Origin of the sequence: Daejeonella lutea, assembly GCF_900168015.1 — a bacterium.
In the GTDB taxonomy this organism is placed as follows: domain Bacteria; phylum Bacteroidota; class Bacteroidia; order Sphingobacteriales; family Sphingobacteriaceae; genus Daejeonella; species Daejeonella lutea.
In genome coordinates this window covers 858228-871033 of sequence record NZ_FUYR01000001.1, presented here as the reverse complement: position 1 = coordinate 871033, position 12806 = coordinate 858228, and the positions used below count along the sequence as shown (strand labels likewise).

16 protein-coding genes and 2 tRNA genes are annotated in these 12806 nt (G+C 40.5%); 5 read left to right on the top strand and 13 right to left on the bottom strand.

Going from position 1 to position 12806, the window contains the following annotated elements; all coding sequences use genetic code 11:
- The first annotated feature begins 7 nt into the window (after positions 1 to 7).
- Positions 8 to 271 carry a GIY-YIG nuclease family protein gene (locus B5X60_RS18600; RefSeq protein ID WP_079701326.1) on the top strand — a complete coding sequence of 88 codons (264 nt, stop codon included), beginning with the start codon at positions 8 to 10 and terminating at the stop codon, positions 269 to 271.
- Between the two features lie 170 nt (positions 272 to 441).
- Here the strand turns inward: B5X60_RS18600 and B5X60_RS03820 are convergent, their stop codons facing one another.
- From B5X60_RS03820 to B5X60_RS03810, 3 genes are read right to left on the bottom strand one after another with little or no spacing between them, the layout of a single operon-like run.
- Positions 442 to 876 (bottom strand): VOC family protein, encoded by a 435-nt coding sequence (locus B5X60_RS03820; protein WP_079701325.1) that lies wholly within the window; start codon positions 874 to 876, stop codon positions 442 to 444.
- 35 nt (positions 877 to 911) lie between these two features.
- On the bottom strand, positions 912 to 1442 hold the full coding sequence (locus B5X60_RS03815) for an SRPBCC family protein (protein ID WP_079701324.1): 531 nt from the start codon (positions 1440 to 1442) through the stop codon (positions 912 to 914).
- 36 nt (positions 1443 to 1478) lie between these two features.
- Positions 1479 to 1817 (bottom strand): ArsR/SmtB family transcription factor, encoded by a 339-nt coding sequence (locus B5X60_RS03810; RefSeq protein ID WP_079701323.1) that lies wholly within the window; start codon positions 1815 to 1817, stop codon positions 1479 to 1481.
- Positions 1818 to 2031: 214 nt separating this feature from the next.
- Between B5X60_RS03810 and B5X60_RS03805 the strand changes: the two genes are divergently transcribed.
- Positions 2032 to 2625: a dihydrofolate reductase family protein gene (locus B5X60_RS03805; protein WP_079701322.1), complete on the top strand. Its 594-nt coding sequence runs from the start codon at positions 2032 to 2034 to the stop codon at positions 2623 to 2625.
- A gap of 95 nt (positions 2626 to 2720) precedes the next feature.
- On the opposite strand, the gene B5X60_RS03800 is transcribed toward B5X60_RS03805, so the two are convergent.
- Positions 2721 to 4820 (bottom strand): HD family phosphohydrolase, encoded by a 2100-nt coding sequence (locus B5X60_RS03800; protein WP_407641461.1) that lies wholly within the window; start codon positions 4818 to 4820, stop codon positions 2721 to 2723.
- A 189-nt stretch (positions 4821 to 5009) separates the two neighbouring features.
- On the opposite strand from B5X60_RS03800, the gene B5X60_RS03795 reads away from it, so the two are divergent.
- Positions 5010 to 5083: transfer RNA gene (locus B5X60_RS03795), tRNA-Arg, on the top strand.
- 70 nt (positions 5084 to 5153) lie between these two features.
- On the opposite strand, the gene B5X60_RS03790 is transcribed toward B5X60_RS03795, so the two are convergent.
- From B5X60_RS03790 to msrA (B5X60_RS03775), 4 genes are all read right to left on the bottom strand, one after another.
- Entirely contained in the window at positions 5154 to 5552 is a 399-nt protein-coding gene (locus tag B5X60_RS03790) for a hypothetical protein (RefSeq protein WP_139377351.1), read from the bottom strand.
- Positions 5553 to 5663: 111 nt separating this feature from the next.
- Positions 5664 to 6272, bottom strand: a complete 609-nt coding sequence (gene msrA, locus B5X60_RS03785; protein ID WP_221406195.1) for a peptide-methionine (S)-S-oxide reductase MsrA — start codon at positions 6270 to 6272, stop codon at positions 5664 to 5666.
- On the bottom strand, positions 6272 to 6784 hold the full coding sequence (locus B5X60_RS03780) for a methionine-R-sulfoxide reductase (RefSeq protein WP_079701318.1): 513 nt from the start codon (positions 6782 to 6784) through the stop codon (positions 6272 to 6274). Before B5X60_RS03780 ends, msrA (B5X60_RS03785) begins: the two co-directional genes overlap by 1 nt.
- Before the next feature lie 46 nt (positions 6785 to 6830).
- Positions 6831 to 7481, bottom strand: a complete 651-nt coding sequence (gene msrA, locus B5X60_RS03775; protein WP_079701317.1) for a peptide-methionine (S)-S-oxide reductase MsrA — start codon at positions 7479 to 7481, stop codon at positions 6831 to 6833.
- A 296-nt stretch (positions 7482 to 7777) separates the two neighbouring features.
- On the opposite strand from msrA (B5X60_RS03775), the gene B5X60_RS18220 reads away from it, so the two are divergent.
- A tRNA-Ser gene (locus B5X60_RS18220) sits at positions 7778 to 7864 on the top strand.
- A gap of 157 nt (positions 7865 to 8021) precedes the next feature.
- On the opposite strand, the gene B5X60_RS03770 is transcribed toward B5X60_RS18220, so the two are convergent.
- Genes B5X60_RS03770 through B5X60_RS03750 form a run of 5 tightly spaced genes read right to left on the bottom strand, consistent with a single transcriptional unit; the run spans position 8022 to position 11561 of the window.
- Positions 8022 to 9011 carry a YihY/virulence factor BrkB family protein gene (locus tag B5X60_RS03770; RefSeq protein ID WP_079701316.1) on the bottom strand — a complete coding sequence of 330 codons (990 nt, stop codon included), beginning with the start codon at positions 9009 to 9011 and terminating at the stop codon, positions 8022 to 8024.
- 5 nt (positions 9012 to 9016) lie between these two features.
- Positions 9017 to 9424 (bottom strand): acyl-CoA thioesterase, encoded by a 408-nt coding sequence (locus B5X60_RS03765; protein ID WP_079701315.1) that lies wholly within the window; start codon positions 9422 to 9424, stop codon positions 9017 to 9019.
- Positions 9424 to 10479, bottom strand: a complete 1056-nt coding sequence (gene mltG / locus B5X60_RS03760; RefSeq protein ID WP_079701314.1) for an endolytic transglycosylase MltG — start codon at positions 10477 to 10479, stop codon at positions 9424 to 9426. Before mltG ends, B5X60_RS03765 begins: the two co-directional genes overlap by 1 nt.
- Positions 10480 to 10483: 4 nt before the next feature.
- Positions 10484 to 10789 carry a rhodanese-like domain-containing protein gene (locus B5X60_RS03755; protein WP_079701313.1) on the bottom strand — a complete coding sequence of 102 codons (306 nt, stop codon included), beginning with the start codon at positions 10787 to 10789 and terminating at the stop codon, positions 10484 to 10486.
- Between the two features lie 4 nt (positions 10790 to 10793).
- A complete protein-coding gene (locus tag B5X60_RS03750; protein WP_079701312.1) occupies positions 10794 to 11561 on the bottom strand; it encodes a PASTA domain-containing protein in 768 nt (255 codons plus the stop codon).
- 159 nt (positions 11562 to 11720) lie between these two features.
- Between B5X60_RS03750 and B5X60_RS03745 the strand changes: the two genes are divergently transcribed.
- The gene (locus B5X60_RS03745) at positions 11721 to 12710 is read left to right on the top strand and encodes a D-alanine--D-alanine ligase (protein WP_079701311.1); all 990 of its coding nucleotides are present in this window, start codon (positions 11721 to 11723) and stop codon (positions 12708 to 12710) included.
- Positions 12711 to 12806: the final 96 nt, after the last annotated feature.

Here is a 12806-nt window from a genome sequence, read left to right as displayed (position 1 = left end):
TTAGGGAATGTGGTTCTATGTCTATATTCTAAGACTTAATTCCGGTAAACATTATGTTGGCTGTACATCAGACCTGAACGGCCGGATAAAGCGACATTTGAAAGGGTATGTTCCCGCCACCAAACAGCATTTACCGGTTGGACTGATATGGTGTTGTTCTTTTCCTGAAAAACACCGCGCTTTCGAATTTGAACTATACTTAAAATCAGGTTCGGGAAGATCTTTCGCAAAAAAGCACTTATTGAAAAAAACACCAATTTCTAACGTTTAATCTGGGATAACCATCTTCGATTTTATCATGCAAATGGAGTCATTTTATCTACAACAACAAGTTTTGACCAAGCGTATTCCCGTAAAATCTTAAATTAAGGTCCTGACGAATTGCCAAAAGGGGCGTAATAAAACCCTAGATATTGAAGCCTTTTTTGTATTTGGAGATACTCACTCTGTATAACCCGAATCAAATTCCACAATCCATTCAATGCCATATTTATCTCTGAACATGCCGGCATAGGTCCCCCAGGGGCTCTCTCCAATGGGTCCTTCTACTTCTCCGCCGGCTGATAGTCCGTTAAATATTTTGTCCGCCTCTTCACGGCTTTCAGCAGCCACTACTATTTTTGATCTGTTTTCCTGTTCATTTACCCGTCCCATAAATTCTGGGACATCATTAGCGATTAACACATTATGTTTGCCAATAGGTAAAGCTATGTGCATCATTTTATTTGCTTCATTTGCCGGTACAGGAAAATCGGCGCTTGCTAAATCTTTAAAACGAACAACCTTTGCGAACTCACCGCCAAAAACTGATTTGTAAAAAGTAAATGCTTCTTCGGCATTGCCATTGAAGTTGATCCAGGGATTGATTGCTCTCATTTTTCTTTTTTTTATTGTGATTATTAATTCGCTGTTTATTTCTTTGACGACAAGGTGGCCAGCAGTTCTTCCAAGTTTTTCAGGGTCATCGCGAAGCCTATTTTGAATCCTTCTAATAACTTTTCCAATCGCTCAAACGATTCATTAAAAATGGTAATGTTTACCGTTGTTATGCCGTTATGCTCGCTGAAATTGTAATCCCATTCAGAACCGGGCAGTTCACGATTTTCATCTTTATCAGAAAAAGCGTTGTACATTTTGAAATTGGTTTTCGGGGTAACAGACGTAAAGTCCTGCACCGCCCAACGCTCCATACCATCGGGGCTGATCATCGCGTAAAACCTTCGTCCACCTTCTTTAAAATCCATATACTTAGTCTTGGCACGCATCGGTGCAGGCGCGCCCCATTGATCCAATAATTCGGCTTTGGTAAAGGCATCCCAAACTAAAGTAAGACTGGCATTGAATTGCCTGGTTATATAAACGGTCTTCGCCGCTTTGTCGACATTGAAATCAAATAGTAAATTTTCGTTTCCCTTATCGCGGGATTTTCCTTCGTTCAACATATATTTTGAGTTTAATGGTTTCCTCTTTCATCAATTTTACTTCGTTTGCTGTTCATTATCCCGCTGGTTATTTTGAGTCGACAACAGATTATCAAGCTGATTAAATTGCACTTCCCAGTTATGTCTGAACTGCGCTAACCAATTGTCAAATTCCCGCATTTTTTTTGGGTTGAAGTGGTAATAAATCTCCCTGCCGCTCTGCTCAGGTTTTATCAGTTCGCACTCGTGCAATACTTTGATATGTTTTGACACTGCCTGACGGGTCATATCAAATTTTTCTGCCATGGCGTTTGGCGTTAAGGCCTGAATAGCGATTAAGGTCAAAATTGCCCTGCGTGTTGGGTCTGATATGGCGTGAAATAAATCTTGTTTCATTTCGAGTATATATTATGCAACCGTGGAGTTGCAAATATAAATGCAACCTTTGGGTTGCGCAAATATTTTATCATTTTTTTTGAGTTTCCGTAAGTGACTGTATTTAATGTCGCATTCCCTCGCTATTTTGTCACATACACCCTAGGGTATTAATTTTACGATTTCCGAGTTTTGATGAGCACAAAATCGAACTCCAAATGTTTTATCCAGGACTATGAGAAAAATAATCGTTTTATCATTCATTACTCTTGATGGGGTAATGCAGGGACCTGGGGCGCCGGATGAAGATCCGTCAAATGGTTTCAAGTATGGGGGCTGGGTTGCGCCTAACTCTGACGAGGTATCTGATAAAGTGATGCAAAAGGAGATGGAGCCGGCTGATCTTATGCTGGGACGAAAAACATTTGATATCTGGGAAAATTACTGGCCCCGTCATGAGGATCAATGGCCGGGCGTTAATGATGTGACAAAATATGTACTGTCCAAAACCAGAACTAAATCCGACTGGAGTAATTCGGTATTTCTAACCGGGGTGGGGGATATTGAAAAGGTAAAAAAATCGGATGGTCCTGACATTAAAATCTGGGGCAGCAGTGAGCTGGTCCAGCTCTTGTTAAAGCATGAATTAGTTGACGAGTTCTGGCTCAACATTCATCCTCTTGTACTGGGCAAAGGGAAAAGATTATTTAACGACCAGGCTGTTCCGGCAGCGTTTGAATTAGTAGAAAGCCAGGTTACGCCCAGCGGTGTTATAATGGTAAATTACAGGCGTAAGGGCGATGTCAAGACTGGAACCGCCGGAGCTTAGAGATTTACAATGGAGCCTGATTTTTAAAAATTGGTGATAGCAGTACTTTTAGGTAAGATAAGCTGGCAAAATAATGAGTCTTTGTAATTCCTTTTTCAGACCCCATGTTTCAAAGATCCGACCTCTGCATAGTCAATCCTCACATGATAGATGCCCATTAACATGGTCTTAAAGATCAGCTTGATCGTTTCAATGTCCTTTAAAGTGATATTGCTGTCTATAAGCTGTTCCTGGTCGAGCTTGTAATCGATAATGCGTTCCACAAGGTTATTGATACTTTGGGCGTCAGGTTCTTTCAGGCTCCGCGAGGCCGCTTCGACGGAGTCGGCTAACATAAGTACAGCGGTCTCCTTGGAAAAGGGGATAGGCCCGGGATAACGGAATGTGTTCTCGTCCACAAATTTCTCAGGAAAGTTCTTAAGGAACGACTGGTAAAAATAATCAACCCGTGTATTTCCATGATGTGTCCGGATAAAATCGATGAGCATTTCCGGGATTTGATTTTTGCGTGCAATCTCAACTCCTTTATTCACATGCTGAATAATGATTTGGGCACTTTGTTCGTAGGAGATGGTATCATGCGGATTAGCCCCTCTATTCTGATTTTCAATAAAGTATTGCGGATTAACAATTTTACCAATGTCATGATAAAGTGCTCCAGCACGGACAAGTAGTGCATTTCCGCCAATTTTAAACATGGCCGCTTCTGCCAGATTAGCGACCTGAAGCGAGTGCTGAAATGTTCCGGGAGCCTTAAAGGCGAGGTCACGCAGCAGTTTTGAATTGGTATTGGTTAACTCCATCAGTGTAACGTCGGAGGTAATTCCAAATCCACGCTCAAACGCGTAAATCAAGGGATAGGCAAGCAGTGAAAGCAGTACTGAAAATATGAACGGGACAAAATTCATCCATTCAATGTCCGCAACCGAACCGTCGCGGATGAGCGAAATGCCGAGGAAAGCAATGAAATAATTAAGCAGGATGAGAAGTGCCGAAATAAGGAACTGCTCTCTTTTTATCAGGTTCTTAATGCTATATATGGCAACCATACCTGCGGAAACCTGAAGAAATGCAAATTCAAAACTATTTGGTACGAAAAAGCCTGCAATAAGAACCACTAATAAATGGATATTCAAGGCCAGGCGTGTGTCAAACAATATCCTGATAATGATAGGAACGATACAGAACGGGATGTAATAAATATTAGGAATTTTGACACGAACAGCCCAGGACAAGGTAAGAAGCATTCCTGTTATGATCAAGAGGATTAAGGACATCTGTCTGTTATCCGCATATATATCTTTTCTAAACAGGTAGAGAAAGACGACCAATAGTGCTATGATCAAACCCGAAATTAGGAATTGACCGAGCATTATTAAATTTCGGTTTCCAACCACTTTAGCATCGTCCTCATACGCCGTTCTTAAGGATTCGAGCTTCTGATAAATTTCCGCACTCACACGTGTATCCCTTGCCACAACAAGCTCACCTTTTTGAACCATCCCACGAGTTGTGGAAATGCTGTTTAATGCGTTTTCTTCCTGCTTATCTGTTAGCTGTTCGTCGTAGACATAATTTGGCCTGAGATGATTCTTAGCAAGTTTAAGTAGCCATTCTTTATTTTGGATTTGCGGGTTTTGCTGAAGTTGTTTTTTCATGTACGCCAATGCGCCATCCAGCGTAAATGCATCAGCCGTATTTAATTGGGTACTAACGTTGTTGGTAAGGAGGCTAAAATTATAATGGGGGCCGTAACGTTGGTATTTTTTTACCTGATCATATAAACCGCGGCTATAGATCTCTTTTAAAAGCGTATTTGCGTACTGATTGTATTTTGCCTTATCTGCAGCAGGCAATCCTGATGTTTTCCACTTGATCTCAAATTCAGAATTTAACGCTTCGATAGCATTTTGTGACAGCTCCAGATCATTCTGGTATATTGGCAGGACGGATTTCAGGATATCTTCGCGATCCTTTTCAATCTCCGCATTCGTCTTCTTGATCGCAAAGCTGTAGGGGGAAAACAAATCCTTTTGCATCCAGACCTTTCCTCTTTCATATTCAAATCGAAAGCGTGCTTGTTTAGGAAGGAAAAGCGTGATTATGGCAACACATAAACCCATCATCACAAACTTGATATTTGAGCTATACTTCCTGTATAAGATTAAGTGTAAATGCTTTTTAAGTCTTGCCAAAGGTTTGGAGTTTGATCAAAAATAGGAAAAATTTGGCTAGGAGCTAACAGCTATGGGCTATCAGTACTTACAAATCTTATTAGACACTTAGCTATTATGATGTTTTTAAAGAACTCATGACTTAATTCCCTTTTCTCATCTTTAATTTGTCTTTTTCCTACATTTTCCTACTTTTGTCGAATAATAAGGGCGCCCATAGCTCAGCTGGATAGAGCAACGGTTTTCTAAACCGTAGGTCTTAGGTTCGAATCCTAATGGGCGTACGAATTTTAAAAAGAAAAAGCCTGTAATTAATCACAGGCTTTTTCTTTTGGAATCACTTTCTGTCCGATATCACAAGCCAATCTTAGTCGATATTAATTGGTCCGAAACCACTGTTATGTAAGTTTTATTGCCCTGGAAGTCAACAAACGATGAGGGACTCACGATCAATTGACCTTGTTCGTAGGTGGGTGTGACATCACTTATACGACGATATCCTGACGATAGTGCTTGTTTAATGAGATTTTCATGTTCTTTTTGATCATAGCTCGAATATTCAATTGAAACTACTCTGCCATTATGAGATGACTTTTTAATACTCGCATATTCCTTTGCAGTTTCCCCTTTATCGTAAAAAGATATATCTCGATCTTCCCTGATAGGGTCTTTGAACGACGCGGATAATTTAAAGCCCTTCGGTTGAACCATTTTTTCAAATTCCTTGGAATCGATAGATATACTTCTCTCCATTTCAGACAGAGTAATTACAGACTGGTTCGTAATAAAAAAGGGACTTAACAGCAGGAATAAAAGTGATTTCAAATACATGGCAATAACTTAAATTACATAAATATACTGCAGTTAAGGTTTCAGCTTATCCTTAAATACTTTTTCAAGTTTCTCGACTTTAGGGAGAATAACTAAGCGGCAATATGGCTCCCGGCCGTTCAGATTATAATAATTTTGGTGATAATCTTCGGCTTTGTAGAAAACCTGCCCCGGAACGATTTGCGTGACTATTGGATTTGGGTACACTTTCGCTTTAGCGATTTCGGCCTTGTATTTTTCAGCCTCAGCTTTTTGCTGCACATCATGATAAAAAATAGCCGAACGATATTGAGTTCCTACATCAGCACCCTGACGATTAAGGGTTGTGGGGTCGTGCATTTTCCAGAAAACTTCCAGGAGATCGGCATATGATATTTTTGCCGGATCAAAAGTAATTTGAGAAACCTCCGCATGTCCGGTTTTTCCCGTTGTTACCTGTTCGTAAGTTGGATTTTTAACCTTTCCTCCCATGTACCCTGATTCAACTTTTGTTACGCCTTTGATACGCTGAAACACGGCCTCTGTGCACCAGAAACATCCCATGCCGAATGTGGCTTTCTTTAATACCGGCTTCTTTTGAGAATAAGCCATTGTGCTAATTACGCTTATGCACAATACAAATATGATCTTCTTAATTTTCATTACGATTGATTTTTGCGTTTAACTTCTGCCGCCGGGATAAATTTTAATGAAATGGAATTAACACAATGCCGGGTGTTTTTTGCGGTAAACCCTTCACCTACGAAAACATGGCCCAGGTGGGCGCCGCAGTTTACACACTGGATCTCTGTACGCATACCATCGGGGTCGGGAAGACGTTTTACTTTACCTTCAATCTCTTCATCAAAACTTGGCCAGCCGCAATGTCCGTCAAACTTGGTTTTTGAAGTATACAATGCTTCATTACATCTTGCGCAAACATATAATCCTTCGCCCATGTCTTTAACGTATTCTCCGCTGTAAGGTCTTTCTGTTCCTTTATGGACGATAACAGCTTCCTGTTCGGCAGTGAGTTTATTGTACCCATTGCTGTCGACACCCGGCACAAAATTGCTGTCCTGTACAGCATTCGTATTTACCTGCTTTTGCTGACACGCAACCGCGAAAACTGAAAAGATAGCGAGGGTGTACAATATTAATTTGATATTTTTCATTATTTAAATTTAGTCCTTGAACAAGTTAATACAATATTATGCTTTTTTAAATCCTGAATTCAGGTTTCAGTCTACCACTCATTTCCTTTCTCATTTTCATCACTTTAGGCAAGGATACCTTGCGGATATATGGTTTGTCAGGATGATTCTTAAAGTAATCCTGATGGTATTTCTCTGCGGGATAAATTTCTTTAAAGGGTTCGATCTGAGTTACAATTGCATTTTTGTAATGACCCGATATCGTAACTTTCCTTATTATATCTTCCACTATCTGTCGCTCTGTGGGAGTCCTGTAAAATACTGCAGAGCGATAGTCGTCACCAACGTCCGGGCCCTGCCGGTTTAATGTAGTCGGATCATGTGCATAAAAAAAAGCTTCAACTAAAGTTGCATAACTTATTACCTTAGGATTGTAGTAAATCTGCACGGATTCTGCATGTCCCGTGGTACGGGAACAAACCTGCTCGTAAGTCGGGTTTTTGACAGTACCGCCCGCATATCCTGAAACGACCTGGTTAACGCCATTCAACTCTGACATTGCTTCTTCCATGGCCCAAAAACATCCGCCTGCAAATGTGGCGACATCTTCACCTTTGGCTGGCGCGGGAAAGCTCGTAAATGACCCGCCGCCTATTTGATCATACGTCCAGGCGATAAAGAGTCCCATAACAGACAAATAAAAGATGAGCTTCTTCATAGAGCTTTAGTTTAGACTACTTACGCAGAAAACGACAGTCTGGTCTTAGAGCAGCTATGGATTATTTCATTATGACACGATGGTGACCTGCTAAAGCTGACCCAGAGTAATTCAACTGGTAAACTATTTCCCCAGGCTCTATGTTATTTCTATCTACGGTCCATCGGCTGATGAAAAAACTTTTTAAACCAGTGGGTTTATAATTTTTCCTATTCATTGTCTGTGAGTTAGCGGTATAAATCCAAAATCTGAGTTTTTTGTTTGCAGATTAAGCCGGAGTTTGTACTTTTGCCCCCGGAGAGCTGGCAGAGTGGTCGATTGCGGCAGTCTTGAAAACTGTTGAACTGTTAAAGGTTCCTGGGGTTCGAATCCCTAGCTCTCCGCTTTCAGTCGCCCAAGCGACTTTCATCGGACGCAGTCCGTTTAAGTTGCGAAGGAGACCTGCCAAAAAGCCTGATAAACTTATCAGGCTTTTTCTATTTCACGATAATCCCAATACCTATCCACCCAGCACTGATTACCGATACCGATTACCTTTTGCTAACTTTTACTCTCCAGTTTCTCCTCAACCACAGGAGATTTGAAAGTATTGAATTTAGGCTTTACAATACGAATACTTCTTTTAGAAAGGTCGATGCTTGCATTTAGCTCAAAACCGACTAATATGATAAGTGAGTTAAGATAAAGCCAGATCATCAAAACGATAAGTGTTCCAATTGATCCGTAAAGTTTATTGTAGTTACCAAAGTTGTTGATGTAGAATGAAAACCCCCAGAAGGTGAGGACGGCCAGGATTGTTGCCATCCAGGAACCTGCACTAAAGAACTTCCATTTCTTAGGATGTGCCGGGCCGTAGCGATACAATAGCGAAATGGTAACAAAATATACTACGACAAGAATGAACCAGCGACCCGCATTAACCACGTAGAGCCAAAACGAATCCTTAAAACGGAGCTCAGTTTTCAGGATCCCGAAAATATATTCACCAATCGTCATGATGATCAGACCGAAGATCAGAGCAAATGAGATGAGAACCGTGAGATAAAGTGCTACAAGTCTTTGTTTGAACCATGGACGGGTTTCTATGAGCAGAGAGGATTTGTTAAAGGCTTGCATCAGCGTATTTACACCATTTGTTGCAAAAAATAAGGCCAGAAAAAAACCGAAGGAGAGGAGTTTGGAGTTCTGGTTACTTACGATATCCAATAAGGTTGTTTTGACCGCTTCATAGGCTTCCAGTGGTAACACAAGAGCTATTAACTCCATCAAAGAATTCTGGAAGCCAGCTACCGGGATATATGGAATAAGTGTAAACAAGAATATGATGGCCGGAAATATCGCCAGCATAAAATTATAAGCCAATGAAGATGCTTTATTTATCAGCTCATCCTTTCCGATCTCCTGGAAAAAGAAACTTGCAACAGTATAAACTGGCAGGGGACTAAATCCGGGTAATATCATAACCTTTGTCCACTCGATAAGCAGATGATAAGGTTTGAAATTTAAAAGGATTTTATGCAGCCAGAGCATCGTTCTTAATTAAAATGTACATTGAGCTTTTCCATGAAATCCGAAGGCGGCAGGCAGGGCCTGTTTCTTTCCTGATTGATGAATACAAGCATGGTTTCGCCAGTATTTATTAATTCTTCCTTTTCATTGAACAATTCATAACGAAAATGGATCCTTACAGAAGGCATAGTCTCCATCGTTACTTTGACCGTGATCTCTTCGTCGTATAATGCAGGCTTAATATACTTGCATTTTAACTCTGTTACGGGCATGATTATTCCGGATTCTTCCATGGATCTGTAAGTCAGTCCAAGGCTTCTAAGCATTTCAACCCGACCCACTTCATAAAATTCTGCGTAATTGCCATAATACATATAACCCATCTGGTCTGTATCAGCATAACGAACGCGAATCTTAGTTGAGTGAACAAACATTACTTCCTGATGTTTCGTGCATTCAGAGCCTGCTGAAACTTCCTGGCGTTTATTGAATGCTCAGCCATAGTTTTAGCGAAATTGTGATAACCCGAGAAATCTTCCTTCGCACACATATAAATGTAGTCGTGGGTAGCATAATTTAAAACTGCGTCAATCGCATTGATGCTTGGCATATTTATCGGGCCGGGAGGAAGGCCAGTATACATATACGTATTGTAAGGTGAACTGATGCGCAGATGCTTGTTGAGCACCCGTCTGATAGTAAAATCGTTTGCAGCGAAAATTACGGTAGGATCTGCTTCAAGCTTCATACCTTTCTTTAACCTATTCATGTAGAGTCCGGCAATTATCGGCATTTCTTTATCCTTTAATGCCTCACCGTCGACGATTGAGGCAAGAATGCTGACTTTGATAGGAGTAAGGCCAATTTTATCAGCTTTAGATTTACGCTCGGCAGTCCAAAATTTCTGATACTCATCATGCATTCTTATGAAAAACTTCTCTGCGGAAGTGTTCCAATACAGTTCATACGAGTTGGGGATGAACATTGTATAAACGTTATCCTTATTAAATCCATATTTTTCAACAAATGATGCAGAATCCAGCAAGCTTCCAATGGATGCAGAATCGGTTTCCAGCTTTTTGGCAACCATCCCAGCCAGGGTTTGTTTAAGCCTCACGTTCTGAAATGAAATTTTGACGGGCTCCTGATTCCCGGCCTTGAGCATATTTATGAATGCCCGGTTGCTCATTCCTTGTTTCAGCCTGTATCTTCCTGGTTTTACCGTGCCGGGATAATCCATATTATTTGCAGCATTCAGAAAAGAGATACTATCCTTCACCATTTCATCTTTTCTGATAGTTTCATAAACATCATCAAAGTTTGAGCCTGTTTTAATGTAGAGGTATTCCGAATTATCGGTTACGTTCGGCCCGAAGTACTTCATGTAATAGTTAAATGCTGTTCCGGCCAGCATAATCACGAACAATATGCCTAAAGCAATGAATACTTTAGTTTTGAAACTTAATGGGCTATTTTGTTTTGTAGTCATTCTATTAAGTAAATGATTTTGAGTTGAGTTTCTGGATAGCCAGTAAACCTCCAGTTAAATTCCTAACGTTTGTATATCCATTTTGTGCTAATAACCTTTTTGCAGTCTCGCTTCTGCGCTGACAGATCACTACTATTTCCTCATCTTTGTAAAAGTCAAGTTCCTCAACATCCCTGATAAGGCTACCAAGCGGAATATTTTCACCGCCGACATTAAAGGTTTGGAATTCCAGGGGTTCACGTACATCGATAACTTTTAACGTGTCATCATCCTTATAACGTAAGTTGAACTCGGCCGCCGAAATATCCATCGTATTATTCCTGGTTGCTTAATACTACATCTATTGGCGTACCCATGCTTATTTTATTCAGGGTATCGCTAAGCGCCGGAAACTGCTTTATGACTTTTGCATTTGTTGAATCCCGGATTGTACCTTCGTACGTTACGCTACCTAAGACCAAAGAAGCCTGACCTAAAGGGAACTTGATCTCACTTAATGTTAGGCCTAACAAATTTGGAATATCAACCTCACTAGCGCCCAATCCGTCTCCCAGCACGAGGTCTACTCTTGAGCCTTTGGGAATTTGTGCCCCCCTAGTAATCGTATTTCCACCAAATGATGAACTAATGACGACATCTCTTGCCACATCAGACACATAAGTGGTATCGCCGACTTTTAGCTGGTAATTATTGAGTATTGACCGGACTTCGAGGAAGGTTTTACCCGCGATATCCGGAAATTTAATATTGGGAGCATCCCTCGTAATAATAAGGTAAATTGTCCGGTTAGCTTTAACATTGGTATTGGGATCCGGATCCTGTTCCACAACAATTCCGGGCTGTTTATCAATCAGGTAAACGGAATCATTAATCTGATATCTAAGCCCCTCGGCTTCGAGAAGTTCAATTGCGCGTTCAATTGATAAGCCTTTCAGTTTTGGTACCGGCATCCCTTCCCCGTGATGGGTGTAAAACCCGAGACTGTAAAAAATAACCAACAAAAAAGAAATGATTGATACCGTTGCAATGATCAGATTCTTGCGGAATGTTTTAGTTTTTAAGTAATCTAAAAATTTACTCATTAATAAGCTGGCTTAATTTAATCTGATTCGTTTCGGATTAACAGGCTATTAGCAAAACAGCAATTAGCACCCAAAAATAATTCAAAATTCAGCAATTACCGAAGATAAAAATTAAGCCCGCTTATAGTCCAATTGTTTTTTAACAATATATTTGGGCCAATGAACAAGATTATAGCTTTAGTAACTGGTGGATTTACAGGAGAGTCCGTTGTATCCTTTAAGAGTTCTGCATTCGTAGAGTCGCAATTAGATAGCAAAAAATATGACGTTTTTAAAATCGTAATCCTTAAAGATGAGTGGTATTACGAGGACAAAAAATCGATAAAGCACCCGATTGACCGAAATGATTTTAGTATCAAAATAGGAGATAAGAAGATAACCTTTGATGCTGTATTTATAATGCTGCACGGATCGCCGGGTGAGGATGGAAAGCTGCAGGGATATTTTGACTTGCTGGGAATTCCTTATACAAGCTGCGATGCATTAACCTCATCGATCACTATGAATAAGGGATACACAAAAGCCGTAGTAGATGGAATTCAGGGACTTCATGTGGCCAAATCAGTTCAGCTTTTTGGAAATTCTAAAAATACCTCCGGGCAATTATTGAGTTCTTTGAGCCTTCCCTTATTTATTAAGCCTAATAGCGGAGGAAGCAGTATTGGAATGAGCAAGGTTACAGCCGCTGAAGAATTGCCAGGCGCCCTTGAAAAAGCGTTCAACGAAGACACACAGGTTCTTGTGGAGGAGTTTATTCAAGGAAGAGAATTTTCAGTTGGTGTTTACAATGGAAAAGACGGAATTGCGGTTCTTCCCGCTACTGAAGTAATACCTTCGAATGACTTTTTTGATTTTGAAGCTAAGTACACTCCCGGTGCAACCGAGGAAATCACTCCTGGCCGAATGACAAATGAAGAAAAATCAAATGTTGAACGGATTGTGAAGGATGTTTATATCAAGTTGAATTGCAGGGGTATGGTCCGGATTGACTATTTCCTGCAGGCAGAAACCAGTAATTTTTACTTCGTTGAGATCAATACTATACCAGGGCAGACCGCACAAAGTTTTATTCCGCAGCAGGTGAAAGCGGCAGGGATGAATATTGGTGAGTTTTATGGTGAGTTGATTGAGAAAGCCCTAGAAAAGTAATCAGTAATCAGTAATCAGTAATCAGTGCGAACGTACCGTACCTGGTAAAGGGTTTTCAATCGATCAATATCTAATACCGATTACTTGGCGCAGCCA